Source organism: Xylanibacter rarus (genome assembly GCF_001275135.1).
Lineage (GTDB): Bacteria > Bacteroidota > Bacteroidia > Bacteroidales > Bacteroidaceae > Prevotella > Prevotella rara.
Map to the genome: position 1 here is coordinate 79,174 of NZ_LFQU01000005.1, position 18,752 is coordinate 97,925.

The window sequence follows — 18,752 nt, forward strand, 5'->3', positions numbered from 1 at the left end:
CGTTCTAACGTCGTTAATTATATCTTGGCTACTGCATCATGCTCGAAGGCACTGATGTCCATATAGGCTGAGTAATCTTCTTCCTCGGCTTGTGCAGGAAGGGGAACGGCTTCCGCCTGTACCTCTGTTATCAGCTTTGCTTCCTCTTTGGCAAGGATGCCCACACGCTTGATCTTGCCGTCCTTCATCATCTTGTCGAATTGAGCTACATACTTGGACTGTTCGGTATAGGCTGCCTTGTCGTACTCGGTCTGCTCGGCTGTATTCTCATTGTAACGGGCTACGGGCTTGCAGGTGGCGATATATCGTCCGTTCTGGTAGATATATACCTCGTTGATGGTTCCGTCGGCATCGGGCAGATAATAGGCATCTACCTTGTAGTTCCTCGGCTCCAGCTTTTCGATGATTTCCGGGCTGGGCAGTCCGTATTGGTTGTACATCACCGTGCAGTAGGTGTTCTGCCGGATGGTTGTTTCGGTGTGCTGTCCGATGAACCGGTAAAGAACGGCCTTGTCCCAAGGTGCAAGGTTCGGGTTCTGATGGGCGCAAAGCACATCCCAACGGCTCATGCCCGGATAGCGCTTTTGGTTGGGGTGAGGCTGTGCGTTGAAGGTCTCAATGGCGCGTATATCATCGGCTACCAATTCTTCATAACTATAGGTCTTCACCTTGTAGGTGTTGTTCTTTTCGTCATACACCTTTTCTTCCTTCGGGCGGTTGGCCTCCAGCTTGGCATACCATCGGCCGATACCTACCTGCGTGCGTTTCTCCACACCGTATTTCTTTTCGCGGTTCTTGTGCTCGGCACGTTTTTCACGCGAGTTCCCGGGGTTACACCAGCGGATCAGGGGGAAGACGGTACCGGCTTGCATCAATCCGTCGGCAAAGTCGCTTACCAGGTGGTGTTCCACTTCTAACTCGGCGGGGATATACATGCCGTTCCGGTCCAGGGTCTGGAACATGTTTCGCATGCAGTCTAAAAATAACTCGGTAGTCTTGTACCGGTTGTAGGCATATCCCACCACAGCACCGCTCACCACATCGTAGGCATAATAGGCTTTCACTCGGTTGCCATCCTTCATTGGGCGCGGCAGGTCGCGGTCGTCAAGAGAAACCTTACTCAAGGAATATTCACCGATGCTGCGCAGATGATAAGGACGGTAGGCATTGTTGAAATCCCATTGGCTCATGTGCAGCTTACCGCGAAGGGCCTTGTTCTTGGGGTTGTTCAGGTAGTTGGCTACTGTGGCCGGGCTCAATACCAGCGGATTTCCATCCTTGTCGGTAAAGTCTGCCGGATTCAACACCTCGCCGGTTTCGGGGTCATATAGCTCCAGTTCTCCTTGCACAAATAGATTGTACTGTTCCCACACGGTGGTATTGAAGGGCTGCTCCGGTTGGGCATCGATGCTCAGCAGCAGGCGTTCAATGTCATAGGTCACTTTCCGGCGGTTCTGGTTCATGAACTTGCGGCTGATAAGGCTTTCATAGCCGTTGGCCTTGAAGTCATTCACACGCTTCTTGAAGCGGTTGGAACTGACAGGCAAGGTATGTCCGAACTCTGCTTGGTAGTAACTGATGGCTCCTGCCAGTTCGCCCCAGTTCACCGGCCCGGCCTTCATGGCCTTTCGCATAAACGTGGCATCCTCCATGGCACGCATCACTGCCTCAATTACCGAAGCGTTTACCGTATATTCTTGGATGTGTTCCGGTGGCAGTGTATCTCCGTTGTCAAAACGGAACCGGGTGTAAAATTCCCGGGCTTTCGCATCGATGTGGTAATGGCTGCCGAGCCAGTTTCTTATTACGTCTTCTTTCATATCTCCGTATTTTAGTTTTATCCTTTCCTGAAACCGTAGGGGCATGGTGGCTATTTCTACCAAAACGTAACCTCCCAGACCTCTTCCGGATCGAACTACATTGATTTTCTCCTTTGCCGCTAACTTCTTGTAATTGGGTATCGACATGATGGGAGCAAGTTCTTCTTCGGAAAGAGTGGAAGGATGAACTCCTTTCAGCGTGCGGCTTCTGCTGTAGTCTGCCTTTCCGTTCACCATCACCGGTCGGTCATCGTAAGTCAGGTCATTGTAGGATATGCACAATATCTTTCCATAATACTCCATTTCATTTCTATTTATAAGGCAGATGCCATCTGTTGGGTCTCGTGCTGCAGCTGCATGAAATCCGATACAAATTCACATTGGTAGGTTTCAGTCCGTTTTCCGTCCACGTACACATCCACATCATTGGTCTTTCTGTGGACCACGAGTTTTACACGGGGACCGAAAGTGCAGGTCATGGTCTTCTCGCACTCCTCGAAGGTGGTTTCGCAGTTCGGGATGAAGTTCCCGTCAGTCAGTTTGCCGCCTCGCTTCAGGGCAAGAGTGCGTATCCGGCGCGCCTGATCGCTGTCACGGACAAAATTCAGTGCTTGCCACACAGCCTGACGGCTGCATCCGAATGTCTTCATCAAGAAGGTCTTGGTCTCGTTATCTGTCAAAATCTGCTTTCTCATATCGTCATACTTTTTAATCGTTATCGTTCGTTCAAAGGTTTTCAACGGCTTCCGCTATTTCCTAATCACCCGTCAGTATTTCATGAAGGCGTGTCCCTTTCTGCAGTTCTTCGACCAGCACCTGCATCGCTTCCTCACACACACAGCTCACATTCTCTATCACCCGGTAGGCATCCGAGTTGCTTATCTCATCCTCCGTCATGAATTGTCCAGCCAGCTCCATCGCCTGGTCGGCAATATTCTGCGTATGTGCCGTACTGCCTATCATCGTGCGCAACTTCTGTTTGAACAGACTCTCTGCTGTTCTCGGATTGAAATTCTTTGCCATAACTCTAAATTTTAAAAGTTTATATCGTGGGGCGCGGGGAATCGAACCCCGACGGCTTTCTACGCTTTCTTATTTCGATTTACCAACTCTCCGGCCGTGCCTGCCGCCCCTGCCCGTCTTTCCGGGCTGCCAGTTATCCGGCAATCTATTTGCCTTGTTCTTCTATCATCGAAAGGACAACCATCCTGTCTTCATCCCAAAGCGGAAGCCCCAATTCAATGGTCCGTTTCACCACTTCCATCTCACCGACCAGCCCTACCGCTTCTTTGCGGAAATCGGTATCGTCATACGCATGTGCCTTGCCAATCAGAAAATCGGTCAGGTTGTCGATAACTTCCTTTTGACGTTCACATTTCATTTCATAGTTCAGCACTCGCACATGAACATCGCGGATAATCCGGCTGTCCCCATGTTTCTTGAAATCTTTGCAGAACTCATCCTTGTTCATCGAAGTGTTCAGATAAACCGCATGGATGTAATCAAAATCCTCTGCTGTAGGGGTTATCCCCGTCCGTTCCATAAATTCTTGCTGTGTCATAAACTCACTTATTTTATTGTATTATTCTGCATCTTCAATTTTGAAAGAAAAGCACTTATCCGCCAATACTCTTTTTACAAAGTCTAAGTCGTATCTATCAGCTGAAAAGAAAACTGCCTGATAATCTACACTGGGATAAGCCTTGATTGCTGTTGTATCTACCATCTTCTTGACCAGTCCGTAAAGAGCTTCGGCGGTCTCGGCTGTTGCTTGAGCTATAATTACTTTTGCTTTCATTTTCTTTAATCCTTAAAATTCGCTAATCACACGCCTTTTTTGTATATTTGGCGCGCTGTTTACATCTTAAACACGCTGCAAATATATAGAATTATTTCAATACATCAAAATAAATATGGAAGAAAATCAATATAAGGATATGAATTTTATAGAAAGACTTCAATATTTCATGGAGAAAAAGGGCATAAATGACAATCAAATGACTGTTAATGCCGGTCTTTCTGTTGGACTTATTGGGAAAGCAAAGGTGTCTGGCAAAGGCATGAGCTCAATGAATATTGAAAAAATTCTATTAGCCTATCCGGAATTATCTGCCGATTGGTTACTTACTGGTGCAGGAAGCATGTTGAAAGATGATTTGAACGGCATTAAAACAATAGACGAAGCAAATTCTTCGACTCTGCCTACCACATCTATGAACCCATCCATCGGTACACCATACTACGATGTGGACTTTATCGGGGGCTTTGATGAAGTGTTTAATTCACAGGTAAACATACCTGCCACCAACATTGTAATAAGGGGATTCGAAAAAGCCAGCCTTTGGTGCAATGTCACCGGGCACTCCATGGAACCCAAAATAAACCATGGCGACATCATTGCCCTGCACCAATGCACACTCAACGACATCCAATATGGCGAAATCTATGCAGTGGTGTTGGATACCATCCGCACCATTAAAATCCTCCGCAGGTCGCCGGATCCGGACAAGCTGCGCTTCATCCCCATCAACACCAATGACTACGATGAACAGGAATTCGACAAATCACGCATCATCAATGTCTTTGAAGTAATCGGAAGTATCAGCAAGTTCTTCTAAGTGGTACACGCATGCCTCCTACAGAAGGCTAAAAAAGGACGCACGCACACACTTTTGAAGGAATTTACCTGAAGCAAACTCGTAAATACACTGTAAATCAAAGGATTTATTTTATTATAATAAGGTATATCACACAAACAAGTGTCGTTTTTCCTCTCTGAAAACAGAGAAAAACGGCACTTGCTTTCATTTATAACATAGTTTCCTATTTCGGGCGTACCCTCTGAGAACTGAAAAAGTAACCCCTAAAGTAACCCCTAACTTAAAGAAGTAGTAACCCCTAACAGTAACCCCAATAGTAACCCCTAACCAAATAAAACCAACCGTAGGGGCATAAAAAAAGGGAGCCATAAGCTCCCCAATCAGCATTCAAAGAAATAACGCCTACAAGCCTTTCTAACGGCGCTATTATATCGTTCTAACCATTCCCTTACTACCACCCGAGATGAGCGTAGATTGCTTAATTATAGCCTTTTTCGTGCATATTGTGCCGTTACCAGACAGCCCGGCATGAAGCAGGTAATTCTTGGTTGCCCCCACCTGATCTGCCGTCAGAACCGTATAAACAGCCGATATACTGCTGAAATACCAATCTTTCTGCTTCGTCCCGTCTATTTTATGCAGCAAATGCACATGAATCACTTTTGCCATATTCGTTTCTATTATGCTGCAAATATACCAAATAATACTTATTTGGAAGAATTTTAAGGCAACATCTTTAAAAATAGGCACAAAAAAACGGCCACACAGCCGTTCACACCATCATATAACAAAATCCATCAACCCAGCCATAAAACGGCCACACAGCCGAAAATAAAACCCTTCCAGGCCGTTTTAGCCCCATCTGCAAGCCCGATGTAAAGCAATCCCCCGAATATCCGAAGAAAAGCCCCTCAAACGTAAAGCAGATGTAAGCCATGTAAAGAGAAAAACCGCTTCGAAATATTCAGCCCATTTTCCCGATCATGCCTAAACCCTTTGGTTTTCAAAACCTTTCGCCCATTTTTCCCGACCATTGAAAAAACCGCTTCGTTCTATGCCCCATAAATATGAATTATGGAAACGTAATACTCCTATAACAAAAAGTGGGCAAGAAAATCCTGCTAGAACATATTATAGAATGTTTTTTAATGACAGTATTGCCGAATTACGGTATTGCTATATGGGCGAAACTATAACAAATGACTTTTATCTTAAGACAGCGGATCAATGCATTTGGATAACACAATGGATTCCAGTTGTAGATAATGTTCAAAATAAAGAATGTATATATGACGAAATGACACATATTGTAGATTTGTTAAATTGCAAAAAAGATTCAGTTACATATTTTATAAAACGAAAGGGCATAATTCAACCCCATATATATTATTACAATTTAAAAGAAAGTACAGCATCATATATTTATGAATGTGTTTCGCGAAATGATATATTATATTTTAATAAAAATAGTTTGGGATTATTTGGAATACAGCCAGGTCTGGAAAAATATGATAGACACAGGTCTATTTTACCATAATGCAAAATATGGATAAAGACATTGTGCCCAACCAGGCCATCGCCACGTACGTGACGCAGTGGGCTTACGACAGCCACAACCGCCTGCTGGAGATGATATACCCCGACGAGGAGAAGGTTTCCTACACCTACGACCTCGGCGGCCAGCTGACCAACGTCCACGGCTACAAGTCATACGGCTACGACTACGTGAACCGCATAGGCTACGACAAGTTCGGGCAGCGCACGTACATGAAGTACTGCAACGGAGCGGAGACATTCTACACCTATGACCTGCAGCGTCGCAGACTGCAGGGTCTGAAGGTTGACGCCGGCGGACGCACCATAATGGACAACGCCTACACCTACGACGCCGTGAGCAACGTGCTCGGCGTGACCAACGGAGCGGCCCTGCCACAGAGCGGCAAGGCCGGCGGACAAATGAGCCACAGCTACACCTACGACGCACTGTACCGTCTGACAGGCGCAACCGGAACCTACACGGGTGCAGACAGCAAGACGGCAAGCTACACACTGGCAATGGGCTACGACAACATGCACCGCATCACCTCGAAGAGCCAGCACCTGACGCAGGGTAACCTGCAGTTTGAAGGCACACTGAACGTGGGCTATGACCTGACGTACACCTACGGACAGGAGGAAGGAAAGAAGTTCCAGCTTGACAACGTCAGTGACGTGAACTACCGCACGGAAGCCACTCCGGACGAGAGCCAGAAGACGCGCAACAGCCATGCCTACGAGTATGACGCGAACGGAAACCTTGTTTACGTCAACACGGGACGCACGAAGAAAGATGGAACAACAGACGAGAAAGCCCATGAGCGCAAGCTGAAATGGGACGAGGAGAACCGTCTGCTGGCCTCTGACGACGACGGATTCGTGACCAACTATTGGTATGATGCTGACGGCGAGCGCACAGTGAAGACCAGCGGAGAGAGCGAGCAGGTGTTTGTGAACTCAGAGTTTGCCGGCGGACGCACCAACACGGCCAAGTTCTCACTCTACGTGAGTCCTTATCTCGTGGCCAACCAGGGCGGACGCTACACTAAGCACATCTATATAGGCTCACAGCGCATCGTATCCAAGATAGGTGACTTCGCATCCTACGGCGCAGATCCGAGGCGCATACAATATGCCGGCAGCGAGGCTGACGCGGTAAATGTAGACTATGATGTTAAATATAGTCAACAACTGCAGACAATCAAAGAAAATTATGCTACCTTTGATGTGCCGTACAACGGAACGGACAACAACGACTATGTAAACGGCGAAGGATTCTGCTGTGACGACGGCTCGATGGAAGCTGCCATGGCTCAGGCCAACGCACTGGAGGACAACTTCCAGGAAGGCGACGCCTACGAGAACCTGCAGTTCTACTACCATTCCGATCATCTGGGTAGCAGCAGTTACATCACCAACCTGGATGGAGCGGTGGTACAACACATAGAGTACGTGCCGTTCGGCGAAGTGTTCATTGAAGAGCGGAACAATATCTGGAATACGCCTTACCTCTTCAACGCGAAGAAATTCGACGAGGAGACGGGACTGTATTACTATGGTGCGAGATACTATGATTCTAGGTTGAGCTTATGGATGTCAACAGATCCATTGGAAGAAAAATATCCAAATATCAGTAGCTATTGTTATTCAAATAACAATCCTATAAAATATATCGACCCTGATGGAAATGATTGGTTTGTCAATGACCAAAACTTTTATGTTTGGTCTATGGCTAATTATGTGCCTGGATTTGATTATGCTGGTAATTTAATACCATCAGGTGTATCTCGATATCAAATCTTAGAAGAAATTAGAGGAAAATATTATCATAAGTATACAAGTAATATTTTTTCTTCTATTGGAAATTTTATTTTTGGGAAAAATAGTTTCATAGAAAGAAAGCCTATAGCCATGCAGAAGAATCATTCAATAATGAGCTGATTTATCAAGGGGCAACAATTATCCCTTTGTCTATAGTAGGAAGAAAGGGAAAGACTATTCTTGCTGCTTTTAAAGCAAGCAGTAAAAGTGTCTGGTCTTTACCGTGGCTTGAACGTTGTTTAATAATTGAGGAACAATTAGGAAAAAACTTGAAAGGAAATTTCCCGGTAATAGATAAATTCCTGAATGGTGTTGCAAAGAGCATAAAAAGTATAGACCTTAATGCAAAGAGTTATCAAAATGGAAAAGTTTTATTTTCTACCTTAAAAAGGTATTATCGATAAAGTAGCAAAATTCAAAGGAAAACGTTGGAATGGGGGTTATCATCTCAGAAGAAGATATAACAAAAAGAACTTTGGACATAGCTATTCCAAGGGGTGCTTCTCCATCACAAGTAAAAGTTTTACAAGAAGCTACTAAATATGGAAAATCTAACGGAGTAGAAGTAAATATACAAGTTATTAAGTAAATAACAATTTAATCAATTATAAAATTATATATGGCTATAAATAAACAAATAACAATATGTAAATCGGCAACAGAGTTTATTGTTTATCCAGAATCGAAAAATGAAATAGGATTATGGGTTGCGCATACACCTTGCTTTATTACATCGAATTGTGAAATTCATAATATTGAGAATATAATTAATGAAGCTTTACAATATAGTAATTCAGGGATACAAATTACAAATGGGATACAAAAAAATATCCTAAAAGAATTGCACATTAAAAGTTGGAAGACATTGTATAAAACGTATAAAACAATCAGTTTATCCTTAACTGAAAATAAAATAATTATTACACCATATGTGTATACGCAAAAAGGCGTATTTCCAGATACTGAAATAAAAACTTATTTCGATATTTGGGATTATAACAGTGCAATTATACAACTTCTTAAATTGTGATTCTCTATTATTCAAATATGACGTTATGGAACGTGTTACCAGTATCACCCATGAATATATATACGCGAGTTCTGGATAAAACACATACGAGCGGCAGCGGAAAGACTCTGAAGAGCATGCAGGAAAGCGATCCAGACGGGACATCACCACGACGCTCGAATACGACGGAATCCAGCGACTTGTACGTGTAACAAATGCGGACGGCAACGTGACAACCTCGACCTATGACATAGGCGACCGCCGCACAGAAGCCACTCCAGACGAGAGCCAGAAGACCGGCAACAACCATGCCTACGAGTATGACGCGAACGGAAACCTCGTGTACGTCAACACCGGACGCACAAAGAAAGACGGAACAACAGACGAGAAAGCCCATGAGCGCAAACTGAAATGGGACGAAGAGAACCGCCTGCTGGCCTCTGACGACGACGGGTTCGTGACCAACTACTGGTATGACGCAGACGGCGAGAGCACAGTAAAGACCAGCGGCGAGAGCGAGCAGGTATATGTGAACTCAGAGTTTGCCGACACTATAAAAATAACAACAGGCAATAAAAAGTTTTGTTTTATTCTTCATAATCACTCAATTTTAGCTAAGCCTTTGAAATGAGAATTATCATCGCAGTTGTTTTGAATATAATAATCAGCATAATCTATTTATTAGGCATGAGCCTATTAGATAGACTTGCTCCTATAGCCCATCCTGATATTGCTCACGGATTGACAATGATAGCTTGGACAAGCATATTATTTGTTATTCAGTTCCTATTATTATTCCTATTTTTATTTTTAGGAAAAAACAAATTTAATTTTTTTATCCCACTTATTCTTCCATGTGTATATGAACTAAGTATATTAGATGTATACCCGAAGCGTTCATTTGTTTGGCTATTCATTTTACTTGTATTGTATATTTGTTATTATTTATTCTTGATAAAATGTAATTTGTATAAAAAGTCCTCTTAATTATAAAAATTATTTATAAATACTAGATGCCTGATAAACGATAGACAAATGAGGCCAGACAAGCGAGCACAAGCTTATTTCAAAAGAGAAAAGCCACATGCCGGACTATTGCGATGACAGATTTGGGCCCAACTACGTGTTTGGTATGGGCGGCGAACGTGCAGTGAAGACCAACACTGAAAATTTTACAAAGCCATAAACCGTGAATATAAGACGCAAAGAAACGTTTTGTTAAAAAAGAGCAAAGAACAAGACGATTGACAATGAAAACATTGCGTTTCAAATAAATTATGACTATCTTTAGGCAGGAAAAAGGAAAATCGATATAACACTTTATTGCAAGCCGACCATTAGCATTAATAAGGTTTTTAATTTCCCGAAAGAAATATGATTAAAGTTAAAAGGCCTTTTGCAGAGTGCTGCGCAGGCACACTCTCTCTACTCAGCTAAGTTAAACGACATGAAAAACAGCCAAGCATAAAGAAAATTTATCTTTGACATAATTAATAAAAAATTTATATGAGAAATTTTGCTGCCTATTTATTATTATTGTATCCATTAATATTATTTGCCTGCCCGCAAGACGGACAGCGTAATTTTGTGAACCATAATACCATATTACTTGACTCTACTGCGACGGACAACTGTGTTAAACCTGAAGAAACTTTACTTATTGATTCTGCTAAAGTGGCTATTTTTGCATCTGTACTTGATGCCAATAAAATATACATTTCAGTATATAAAGACAGAGAAGGCGTTATGAAACAGAAATTGTCTCCACACCTGAAAGAAAAGATATCAGAAGCAGAATCGAAGTTAATTATAAAAAAAATCAGCAATGTATTTATAGAGTCTAAAGGTGATATTATTATTTCTAAAAAATATTTTCCTATAGTAGTAGCAGCAGACTATCCTTGGATTACATTTGAAATTTATATAAAGGGAAAGAAAATTGTTAAAAAGTATATTGTGGGAAAACGACAAGGCAATTATGAAATAACATATTCGGAATCATTTTCAAATTTGTATAATTATTTATTTGAAAAAGCAAAAAATTTATTTGAACAAGGTATATTCTTACCAAGGAAAAGAATAGTCAAATGAAATTTAACAGAGAGTTATTAAATGATAGAAGTAATGTCAGGTTTGGATTAGAGATATTACAGTTATGATAAATAATAGAATATTTATGTGGTCAATTATTGATGGAAAAGAAAAAGTTGAAAAACTTTATCATGGTATTTTACCAGGTTTAGAATCTATCCACATTCATGAATTTACAATAATAACAGGTGAAGATATTGAATTAGATATAAGATTTGACATAAAGAATATGCCTAAAGATATGCCTTCTAAATGGATTGAAAGAAAGATAAATACAATTCAATTTGTTTTCGGCTTTTTAGGTGTTAAGTTCATTGATTTTAATATAGATAAGGACTCTAAAAATAAAAGTATTTTAAAAGGTGAAAAAATAGCAATTGACAAAAATAAGATTACAATAACAAACAGTGAAGGAAAAGTTCAGTTATCTTTTTTCTCAAAATGGAGTTATATAAAAAGTATGTCCGGATACCAACAAAATTAGTTCTTTTTCGTTGGTAAATTAGTAAATCTTAAGAGGAAGTCACATCTATATAGGCTCAAAGATCGGCGACTTCGCATCCTACGGTGCAGAATTCCATAAGGGTACTGGAAGCTAAATCTTTGTCAAATCTATTTAAAGAAATAACCACTTTGTCCAGTATAATTAGAAGATTACCTAAAATAGGTAAATAATCATATTTAGCGTATAGAATATAAAAGTTCGAAAATATTATAGATAAATACATAGGGTGTGAAATGAAATATAAAATATTCTTAGTTCTTACTTGTATGCTCATCTTTGCATGTAATAAAAAAGGCGAAAAAGATGAATTGAATGTTTATTTAGAAAATAAGCATTTTATGCAGGCCATTAATATGTATGTAACTACAACAAGGTATGACAGTTATGTGATACTTCCTACAAATCATTTGTTTAATTTTGACGAAAAGAAACACGGATTTTTATTAGGACCTTTATATAAGGATTTTCTTGCAGAGCTAAAAGACTCTATTATAATTGAATTTTGTGAAGTGTCACATAAAAAAATATATGTGATACCGACTATTAAAAATAAAAAGCGGAATCAAAAAGAGGCATTAAATATAAACTATTGCAATAGCGACAGTTTTTTAATAGCAGATTATAATGGGAAAGAGATTTATACCTATAGTAATTTAATTAATTTTCTAAAAAGAGCTATTTTGATATATTATAATGAAAAACATTTTTTAACAATAGAAAGCCATCCAGATACAATTGTTTTACCGAAAGTAAAATGCGAATATATTGATTAAAAGGGTTATAAAATACTGATTTCACAATATTTGTAAAGATTGGTAATGAAAGACACCCAAATAAAAGTCTATGAACTTAAGCAGAGTATATTTACCTGCAATTATTGTTCTCAAATATCGTTTACAAAAATAGACGATTTAATACATTTTGGACAAAGGATAAAGAATCATACACTTTCTATATTAAAAGAAAAAATTATTAGGAAATGAATTTGGCTACTTTCATAAGACTTATATTTTGTTGTATTTTGGTGACTTCTTGCCGTCAAAATACAACGAATATAACATTCCATGATATTGACTGTTATAAAAGTACTGCGATAGAAAATTTTGCAAAACTTGTAGAAAGATAAGATACTACTCAGATGAAAATGTATATTCATAAAAACTCTTTGAATATAGACACCCCTGATGCTATTTTCGGAAAGCCTCTTTTAATGTGGACTATATTCAATAGAAAATATAAAGCATTCAGATGTCTTTTAGAACTTGGAGCAAATCCAAACAGTGTTTGCCAAAATGGCGATACTCCTCTAATATTGGCAGCTGGTTTTATTGACAATAATTATAATACAGATTCAAGGTTTATTATGGATTTATTAAATTTTGGAGCAAATCCAAATATTGTAACATTAGATTCAACAACAAACTTAAAAAAGAATCCATTATTTATAGCTGTATGCACTTCATTGACTTATACAAAAATTCTCATAGAACAAGGGCATGTATCTCCTTATATGGAGGTTAATGGAGAATGTGTCCTTGATTATCCCGTAGTTTTAGAAAAACTTGATATTGCAGATTATTTATGCAATGAAAAAGGGATGTCACTTAACAGGCGTATCACCATATATGGAAAAGATGACAAGAGAACTCTGCTTGAGTTACTAAAAAGCAAAGATTATCCTCCCAAACACGAGTTCTACAAATTGCGGCAAAAATTATTGAACAAATATGATTAAGTGAAAGTTAATTGATACGATAAAATTACCATTGTTCCTAATAAAATTTACCTGATCATGATGAAAACGGTGAAGAAAGTTTTGATTTAGGAACTAATATTAAATCAGAGTCATTAACTCAAAATCTCTAGAGCTTGAAAAATCACCAATAAGGTAATAGAAGAAAAAGAATATAATAATACAAAAGAATGTACGGATACGCAAAATAGAAAAATAGATAAAAGTTTATTAGTAAAAAATATGACTTCTACATTTAAGACATTAGCTATACTTGTTTTGATGTCCCTTTTAGGAACATCATGTATAGATATCATATCAGAAATGGAAAAATTGGTGGGAATGCCTATGAAAGAAGCATTGACGCCTGTTGTTGAAGAAAACAAATGGAATGAATTCAATGGAGATGGTTATAAAATTAAAGTTTACGAAGTAAAACGGAATTATTTGGAACGATATTACACAGCCTTCAAATCAAAAGGTTTCAAAGAATATAATTCCGCATCATGGAAGCAATCTGAGATGTATAGATATATTAAAGACTCTCATAGCTTGTGTAAAAGATTTGCCAAGAATAATGAGTAGATATATGTGTTTCTAAACATAGATATCGGTATGATTATTTATTATTATGAACTTTTGTAATTCTATCAATTACGACAAAGATATTTTATAAAATTTTAGATGACCGCGACATAAAAGGTTGATGTTCCAAAATACGGGACCTAAAGGATTATCGGCAGACACAACGTCTATTTTAGAGAAGAAAATTTATACAATTTAAAACAGAATTAAATCATGAAATTATACCTTTTAATATTCATATTGCTTTTTACATTAAATGGATGCAATAAAGGCAACAGTATTTTAGAAAATGCTAAGAATAGAAACAAAAGTGAAATTAACATCATTGATACAACTAATGTTATACCACAACTAAAAACTCTATTAAGGGAATATATAAAAACATACCCTCAGTTTAATAATTTAGTTTTGGATGGAGATGTTGTATTATATAAAGAAAATAAAGCTATGAATAGTGATTTAATTTATTTATTAGGACCGACATCCATGATGAAATATGGTGAATATTATGTGGACAAAAGATTATATCCTTCATCATATCTTAAAATTGCCGATAAACTTGTTTTTATATCTTCTTCCAACGATAAATTAACAAGCCAAGAAATATGTAAAAAATTTTATCTAAAGCATTTAGAAATAGAAAATAATAAAGAAATAAACAATAAATATTTTTGGCTTGTAAAAATAACTAATAATGGTTCTGCATTTGTCTTTTCAAAGAATATCAATGATTACATGATTAAAAGAGTTAAAAATCAGATAGATGGAAGTTCTATATTAAAATAAATAGGGATGTCTCTCATCATATAAAAAATCAAGGCTAGCGGAGTGAGCAGGTTATCGGCAACATGTTAAAGTTGATTAGAATGAAAGTAAAATATATAATTCTGTTGTTTTATTTGTTTTTCAGTTCCTGTGGAAGTTTCACAGAATTGAGAAAAGTGAATTATGAGTTTGAAAACATAAATTATACGATAAAAGTTCCGAAAGGATATGAATGGTTCGAATATTCTACAATAGAAGAAAACATGGTGCAATTGATGTATTCTGATTCGTCGTGCATTTATTTGGGTTCTCCAGACATGACACCCAATAAAACAAATATAAAATCAGTGAATGATAGTATTTATTCATTGAGATTTCAGAACTCCTTTTTAGCAGAAGATGTAAATAAGTCTCTAGGATTCAAGTTGATAACCATACGTCCTGATACATTAGACATTGCGGGACAAGATTCTGTAGGACTATTATGGAGAGACGTCATAATTAGAGATATATGTGTAGGTTATAAGAATGTAAAAAAATCAAATAAATTACTTTTTGACAACGCCATCAATTCATTACGATGATTATTGTTAGTTTATAAAAATAATTGTAATAAATAATTTAGTATTCATTTTATTATATATGAAATCACAATAAAAAATGAATGCAGACTGAAATAGAACGAGGAGAACCATCTGTCACCCTATTGCGATGACGGTTCCATGACCAACTACGGGTTTGGTATGGGCGGTGAACGCACGGTGAAGACCAACACTGAAAATTTTACAAAGCCATAAACCGAGAATCATTATATAAATGTAAGGCGTAAAGAAACGTTTTGTTAAAAAGAGCCAAGAACAAGACGATTGACAATGAAAACGTTGCGTTTCAAATAAATTATGACTATCTTTAGGCGGGAAAAAGAAAATCAATAGAACACTTTATTGCAAGCCGACTATTATAATTATATTTGGGATAAAAGCAGAAAGTTTGCGTTATAAAAGTAAATCTAATCAGGTGAATAACCGTGGAAAATCATTAAAAATTAAAAGCAGTAATATAATATTATGAGATATATTCTTTCTTTTATATTATGTATGACTTTCTTTTCTTGTGGTACAACCAGAAATATACGCAAGGATCAGATTAATAATCTATATGATCTGATTTATCATGCACAAAGGAAATGCAAAAATGCAACTTATTATGCCTTTGATGCAGAGACGTTGAACCGTATCAGAAGGCAAATAGTTCCAGATTCAATTGCAAATGCAATATATGCATCAGATACGATTTATGTATTTAGCGAGTATGATGTAGGTGACGTCTTATATTCAGAATTGCTTATTGGGGATTCCGCTTCGATTGGATTTGGTTACCAGAATTTCAATTATTCGTTTCAAAGACCTGTGAGTAAACAAGAATCACAAGTATATATTAACTTGTCTGATACCACGAAAATTAGAGAAAAAGGAGAGATAAGTCCTTACTCCTATAGGGATATGATACGTTTAAAAATCAAATCAGTTCAAAATGATTATGAATGTGAAGTAAATAATTTTAGTTATGATTCCATAATCTGGTTTTATATGACTCCTGATACTCCATAAATATTTATTAAAATTAGACTGCCTTTCAAATTAATACAGTCTATTTTTATCAGACGAGAAAGCCCATGAGCGCAAAAATGAAACTGCTAATGTTCCTAAGACTTACAGCCTTAAATAGGCTTACGTTGTAGTAAATTTTCTCCAAACAACAGTGTACTTGCTTAATAAAATATTTATGTGGTCAATCATTGATAGAAAAGAAAAAGTTGAAAAACTGTATATATCAATATGATTTGATAATCCTGGATTAAATCCAAATTACGGGTAAATAAGAATAAAATCTATAAAAATGAAAAACATTATTTTTATACTTCTAATCCTGTTAACCAGTTGTAGTGGCAATAACGAAGCACTGTCTCCAGCCTTAACAGCTGCCATTGACAGCTTTATTGTGAAATATCCCAACTGGCGCGGTATACAGATTATGACATCTAACTTGATGAACATGATCTGTTGTTTCTTACAACCATGAATCATTATGACAGTGACCTGATTGACGGTTACTGCTTTTATAAAGATAAATTAATAACATATTATCAAACAGACAGTCTGGACAGGACACCCATAATTGACACTAAGCGTCTATTGAAATTTAATGGGCAGATAAATAATTATAAAGATTTTCGTTTAGTTCATGAAACTTCTGAACCTAAATATGCGGTGTATGAGATTGTTAACAAAGATAAGCTGTCACTTATAACAAATGAGTCAAAATTAAAATTCAATAGACACGTTACAGGAAATAATGTGATTAAGAATGAAGAAATAAACAGCTGTCTAAATTCATTTATACAATACGATGTTAATGTTTTGTATGAACTTCGGTTTATAGAGAAAAACAACAAACAATATTTCACATTACGGTCTATGCTCTTTTATGACAAGGACAAATACGATGGATATTTTTACAGAAACGGGTACTTAGTTGTATTGTATGGCGTAGAGCAGTCTGATGGAATATTGGATGACACGTGGATTAAAAAAGGAAAATTCGGTATACCCAATTTTAGATATACGACAATTAAAGACTGGAATTATCCATATCCGATGAAATTTGAGATTCTTCCGAATGGAGCAATTATAAACCTTCCTTTTGGTGAAAGCTTTTTTATTTGATCTTTCCGCACTTAAGAATAAAACGAACCGGGAAACTGGTTATTTTACTTATAACTACAGCTCAGAAGGTCAAGAATATGAATGGATAATCAGAGCAGACTGCTAAACTCTGATGAGCGATGGAATTTCTCTACAGACAAATATTTTTATGAAATTAAAGATTTAAATCAAATTGAAACACAATGGGAACAAGATTTTACATACTAATTTTGCTTTTTATGAGTAGTGTAATTAATTTAAATGCACAGAATGAAATATCTGTTGATACGACATCATTTTGTTATTTAAACGGAATTACTCAACAAGCCCAGGCGATATATGAATACCGAATTACAAATAATTCAAGCGAAGATTATTTAACTTGGGTATCGTTAGCGCCAATAAACAACAAGTCTGATATTGAATTGGTTCACGAGTATTTTAAAAGTAGAAAAGGTGATTTCAATTTTATAGAGATGATGTATGAAAACCTATTAGACAAACGACCAATCAGTATAGGATTTTCTTTTGTCAAAAATATAACGGTCGGCAAAACGTTTTCATATTTTATTGACAAAGCAGACGCAAAATTTTATAAAGAAAGAATTGTCATTCTTAAGAAGAAAGATGTTGAACAATATTTAAGAATGCAGATTGATGAAAAATATTTTTTCAAATCTTCGTGCATTTATTTAATTGGCAAAAATAGCAGTAACATAGATAGCAGCGTTACAGGCAGACAGTCAACCCAACAAGAAAAATAAAATTTATTATCCGATGACCAAACGTAAATCTACGGAAAGAAGAGAAAAGAACGGAATGACAGACAAATATTGGCGACTATACATCCTACGGCTATGATCAGAAGTTCGCAAATAATGTCTGCAAAAGACAAACGCAATAAATGTTGACAAGGATGTTAAATATAGTCAACAAACACAGGCTATCAAAGAAAATTATGCTATATTTGGAATGTTGTATAACAAAATAGACAATAACGATTAGTATTAATAAGTTTTTTAATTTCCCAAATAAAATATGATTAAAGTTAAAAGGCCTTCTGCAGAGCGCTGCACAGGCGACCTCTCTCGACTCTATCTTCACTTATTCATGATAATGAAGCAATAGAAATTCTTCAAATAAAGTGACAGAGAAATGATATGTTACTTTGATGGAAAATTTACAAAAAGAAAATTATAAGTTTATTAAAATGGTACAAATTGGACTTATTTTTATTCAGATTATATAATATACGATGCCTTATATAAGGCAACTAATCGTATAAACAAAAAATGGAGGTAAAGCAAAAAGAATGAAAATATGATAAAAGCATTTATGACAGACTATTTTGGGGCATTATTAAGATTCATATATTATAAATATGTTAAGAGGAAAAAAGTTATATATTCAAAACTCCTCACAGGTGTAACGCCTCGAACAAAAGTAGATAAAGCATTGTATGATAATAATTATGGCAAAAATAGAACGTGGTGTGCCGTTTTTCTCTTAATACTAGCCGGTATTTTAGGAATATGTTTTAATTATTTTTAATAGAGGCTAAGATCTTTAATGTCATTTGTTCT

The 18,752-nt window shown here is 37.1% G+C and carries 24 protein-coding genes; 18 read left to right on the top strand and 6 right to left on the bottom strand.

All coding sequences use genetic code 11. The features are described 5' to 3' along the window. Window positions 1-17: 17 nt before the first annotated feature. From ACU52_RS04375 to ACU52_RS04395, 5 genes are all read right to left on the bottom strand, one after another. On the bottom strand, window positions 18-2,123 hold the full coding sequence (locus ACU52_RS04375) for a hypothetical protein (protein WP_032558185.1): 2,106 nt from the start codon (window positions 2,121-2,123) through the stop codon (window positions 18-20). Window positions 2,124-2,134: 11 nt separating this feature from the next. Next, window positions 2,135-2,515, bottom strand: coding sequence for a hypothetical protein (locus tag ACU52_RS04380; protein WP_007758937.1), 381 nt, complete (start codon window positions 2,513-2,515; stop codon window positions 2,135-2,137). Window positions 2,516-2,576: 61 nt separating this feature from the next. Then, the gene (locus tag ACU52_RS04385) at window positions 2,577-2,843 is read right to left on the bottom strand and encodes a hypothetical protein (protein ID WP_007751507.1); all 267 of its coding nucleotides are present in this window, start codon (window positions 2,841-2,843) and stop codon (window positions 2,577-2,579) included. A 145-nt stretch (window positions 2,844-2,988) separates the two neighbouring features. Then, window positions 2,989-3,381 carry a hypothetical protein gene (locus ACU52_RS04390; protein ID WP_007758936.1) on the bottom strand — a complete coding sequence of 131 codons (393 nt, stop codon included), beginning with the start codon at window positions 3,379-3,381 and terminating at the stop codon, window positions 2,989-2,991. Window positions 3,382-3,402: 21 nt separating this feature from the next. Next, a complete protein-coding gene (locus tag ACU52_RS04395; protein WP_007751500.1) occupies window positions 3,403-3,618 on the bottom strand; it encodes a hypothetical protein in 216 nt (71 codons plus the stop codon). A 115-nt stretch (window positions 3,619-3,733) separates the two neighbouring features. On the opposite strand from ACU52_RS04395, the gene ACU52_RS04400 reads away from it, so the two are divergent. Beyond that, window positions 3,734-4,438, top strand: a complete 705-nt coding sequence (locus tag ACU52_RS04400) for a S24 family peptidase (protein ID WP_007758935.1) — start codon at window positions 3,734-3,736, stop codon at window positions 4,436-4,438. A gap of 408 nt (window positions 4,439-4,846) precedes the next feature. Here ACU52_RS04400 and ACU52_RS04405 read toward each other — a convergent pair whose 3' ends face one another. After that, window positions 4,847-5,089, bottom strand: coding sequence for a hypothetical protein (locus tag ACU52_RS04405; RefSeq protein ID WP_007751495.1), 243 nt, complete (start codon window positions 5,087-5,089; stop codon window positions 4,847-4,849). Between the two features lie 385 nt (window positions 5,090-5,474). On the opposite strand from ACU52_RS04405, the gene ACU52_RS04410 reads away from it, so the two are divergent. From ACU52_RS04410 to ACU52_RS15000, 17 genes are all read left to right on the top strand, one after another. Further along, window positions 5,475-5,957: a hypothetical protein gene (locus ACU52_RS04410; RefSeq protein WP_147630758.1), complete on the top strand. Its 483-nt coding sequence runs from the start codon at window positions 5,475-5,477 to the stop codon at window positions 5,955-5,957. A 230-nt stretch (window positions 5,958-6,187) separates the two neighbouring features. Next, on the top strand, window positions 6,188-7,897 hold the full coding sequence (locus ACU52_RS04415) for an RHS repeat-associated core domain-containing protein (protein WP_239684868.1): 1,710 nt from the start codon (window positions 6,188-6,190) through the stop codon (window positions 7,895-7,897). A gap of 26 nt (window positions 7,898-7,923) precedes the next feature. After that, complete coding sequence (locus ACU52_RS14990) at window positions 7,924-8,181, top strand: hypothetical protein (RefSeq protein ID WP_147630759.1); 258 nt, start codon at window positions 7,924-7,926, stop codon at window positions 8,179-8,181. 29 nt (window positions 8,182-8,210) lie between these two features. Further along, a complete protein-coding gene (locus tag ACU52_RS14995; protein ID WP_156316882.1) occupies window positions 8,211-8,366 on the top strand; it encodes an endonuclease toxin domain-containing protein in 156 nt (51 codons plus the stop codon). Between the two features lie 30 nt (window positions 8,367-8,396). Continuing rightward, the gene (locus ACU52_RS04425; protein WP_193391571.1) at window positions 8,397-8,807 is read left to right on the top strand and encodes a hypothetical protein; all 411 of its coding nucleotides are present in this window, start codon (window positions 8,397-8,399) and stop codon (window positions 8,805-8,807) included. A 208-nt stretch (window positions 8,808-9,015) separates the two neighbouring features. Beyond that, complete coding sequence (locus ACU52_RS14685; protein ID WP_455570153.1) at window positions 9,016-9,417, top strand: hypothetical protein; 402 nt, start codon at window positions 9,016-9,018, stop codon at window positions 9,415-9,417. Between the two features lie 875 nt (window positions 9,418-10,292). After that, window positions 10,293-10,877 (top strand): hypothetical protein, encoded by a 585-nt coding sequence (locus ACU52_RS04440; RefSeq protein WP_053397896.1) that lies wholly within the window; start codon window positions 10,293-10,295, stop codon window positions 10,875-10,877. Window positions 10,878-10,962: 85 nt separating this feature from the next. Further along, on the top strand, window positions 10,963-11,361 hold the full coding sequence (locus ACU52_RS04445; protein ID WP_162207746.1) for an Imm50 family immunity protein: 399 nt from the start codon (window positions 10,963-10,965) through the stop codon (window positions 11,359-11,361). A gap of 254 nt (window positions 11,362-11,615) precedes the next feature. Continuing rightward, window positions 11,616-12,155 (top strand): hypothetical protein, encoded by a 540-nt coding sequence (locus ACU52_RS04455; protein WP_147630760.1) that lies wholly within the window; start codon window positions 11,616-11,618, stop codon window positions 12,153-12,155. 365 nt (window positions 12,156-12,520) lie between these two features. Further along, window positions 12,521-13,117 carry an ankyrin repeat domain-containing protein gene (locus tag ACU52_RS04460; RefSeq protein WP_053397900.1) on the top strand — a complete coding sequence of 199 codons (597 nt, stop codon included), beginning with the start codon at window positions 12,521-12,523 and terminating at the stop codon, window positions 13,115-13,117. Window positions 13,118-13,357: 240 nt separating this feature from the next. Further along, window positions 13,358-13,699 carry a hypothetical protein gene (locus ACU52_RS04465; RefSeq protein WP_147630761.1) on the top strand — a complete coding sequence of 114 codons (342 nt, stop codon included), beginning with the start codon at window positions 13,358-13,360 and terminating at the stop codon, window positions 13,697-13,699. Between the two features lie 213 nt (window positions 13,700-13,912). Next, window positions 13,913-14,485, top strand: coding sequence for a hypothetical protein (locus tag ACU52_RS04470; protein ID WP_053397902.1), 573 nt, complete (start codon window positions 13,913-13,915; stop codon window positions 14,483-14,485). A gap of 80 nt (window positions 14,486-14,565) precedes the next feature. After that, window positions 14,566-15,048 carry a hypothetical protein gene (locus ACU52_RS04475; protein ID WP_147630762.1) on the top strand — a complete coding sequence of 161 codons (483 nt, stop codon included), beginning with the start codon at window positions 14,566-14,568 and terminating at the stop codon, window positions 15,046-15,048. A gap of 483 nt (window positions 15,049-15,531) precedes the next feature. Next, window positions 15,532-16,074: a hypothetical protein gene (locus tag ACU52_RS04480; RefSeq protein ID WP_053397904.1), complete on the top strand. Its 543-nt coding sequence runs from the start codon at window positions 15,532-15,534 to the stop codon at window positions 16,072-16,074. A gap of 468 nt (window positions 16,075-16,542) precedes the next feature. Then, window positions 16,543-17,190 (top strand): hypothetical protein, encoded by a 648-nt coding sequence (locus ACU52_RS04490; RefSeq protein ID WP_053397906.1) that lies wholly within the window; start codon window positions 16,543-16,545, stop codon window positions 17,188-17,190. Between the two features lie 182 nt (window positions 17,191-17,372). After that, a complete protein-coding gene (locus ACU52_RS04495; protein ID WP_147630763.1) occupies window positions 17,373-17,933 on the top strand; it encodes a hypothetical protein in 561 nt (186 codons plus the stop codon). A 556-nt stretch (window positions 17,934-18,489) separates the two neighbouring features. Continuing rightward, complete coding sequence (locus ACU52_RS15000; protein ID WP_147630764.1) at window positions 18,490-18,720, top strand: hypothetical protein; 231 nt, start codon at window positions 18,490-18,492, stop codon at window positions 18,718-18,720. Window positions 18,721-18,752: the final 32 nt, after the last annotated feature.

Excerpts from the sequence above, each read along its gene's own strand:
- ACU52_RS04375 (WP_032558185.1), bottom strand. The coding sequence starts at position 2,123 with ATGGAGTATTATGGAAAGATATTGTGCATATCCTACAATGACCTGACT.
- ACU52_RS04380 (WP_007758937.1), bottom strand. The coding sequence starts at position 2,515 with ATGAGAAAGCAGATTTTGACAGATAACGAGACCAAGACCTTCTTGATG.
- ACU52_RS04385 (WP_007751507.1), bottom strand. The coding sequence starts at position 2,843 with ATGGCAAAGAATTTCAATCCGAGAACAGCAGAGAGTCTGTTCAAACAG.
- ACU52_RS04390 (WP_007758936.1), bottom strand. The coding sequence starts at position 3,381 with ATGACACAGCAAGAATTTATGGAACGGACGGGGATAACCCCTACAGCA.
- ACU52_RS04395 (WP_007751500.1), bottom strand. The coding sequence starts at position 3,618 with ATGAAAGCAAAAGTAATTATAGCTCAAGCAACAGCCGAGACCGCCGAA.
- ACU52_RS04400 (WP_007758935.1), top strand. The coding sequence starts at position 3,734 with ATGGAAGAAAATCAATATAAGGATATGAATTTTATAGAAAGACTTCAA.
- ACU52_RS04405 (WP_007751495.1), bottom strand. The coding sequence starts at position 5,089 with ATGGCAAAAGTGATTCATGTGCATTTGCTGCATAAAATAGACGGGACG.
- ACU52_RS04410 (WP_147630758.1), top strand. The coding sequence starts at position 5,475 with ATGCCCCATAAATATGAATTATGGAAACGTAATACTCCTATAACAAAA.
- ACU52_RS04415 (WP_239684868.1), top strand. The coding sequence starts at position 6,188 with ATGAAGTACTGCAACGGAGCGGAGACATTCTACACCTATGACCTGCAG.
- ACU52_RS14995 (WP_156316882.1), top strand. The coding sequence starts at position 8,211 with ATGGGGGTTATCATCTCAGAAGAAGATATAACAAAAAGAACTTTGGAC.
- ACU52_RS04425 (WP_193391571.1), top strand. The coding sequence starts at position 8,397 with ATGGCTATAAATAAACAAATAACAATATGTAAATCGGCAACAGAGTTT.
- ACU52_RS04440 (WP_053397896.1), top strand. The coding sequence starts at position 10,293 with ATGAGAAATTTTGCTGCCTATTTATTATTATTGTATCCATTAATATTA.
- ACU52_RS04445 (WP_162207746.1), top strand. The coding sequence starts at position 10,963 with ATGTGGTCAATTATTGATGGAAAAGAAAAAGTTGAAAAACTTTATCAT.
- ACU52_RS04455 (WP_147630760.1), top strand. The coding sequence starts at position 11,616 with ATGAAATATAAAATATTCTTAGTTCTTACTTGTATGCTCATCTTTGCA.
- ACU52_RS04460 (WP_053397900.1), top strand. The coding sequence starts at position 12,521 with ATGAAAATGTATATTCATAAAAACTCTTTGAATATAGACACCCCTGAT.
- ACU52_RS04465 (WP_147630761.1), top strand. The coding sequence starts at position 13,358 with ATGACTTCTACATTTAAGACATTAGCTATACTTGTTTTGATGTCCCTT.
- ACU52_RS04470 (WP_053397902.1), top strand. The coding sequence starts at position 13,913 with ATGAAATTATACCTTTTAATATTCATATTGCTTTTTACATTAAATGGA.
- ACU52_RS04475 (WP_147630762.1), top strand. The coding sequence starts at position 14,566 with ATGAAAGTAAAATATATAATTCTGTTGTTTTATTTGTTTTTCAGTTCC.
- ACU52_RS04480 (WP_053397904.1), top strand. The coding sequence starts at position 15,532 with ATGAGATATATTCTTTCTTTTATATTATGTATGACTTTCTTTTCTTGT.
- ACU52_RS04490 (WP_053397906.1), top strand. The coding sequence starts at position 16,543 with ATGAATCATTATGACAGTGACCTGATTGACGGTTACTGCTTTTATAAA.
- ACU52_RS04495 (WP_147630763.1), top strand. The coding sequence starts at position 17,373 with ATGGGAACAAGATTTTACATACTAATTTTGCTTTTTATGAGTAGTGTA.
- ACU52_RS15000 (WP_147630764.1), top strand. The coding sequence starts at position 18,490 with ATGATAAAAGCATTTATGACAGACTATTTTGGGGCATTATTAAGATTC.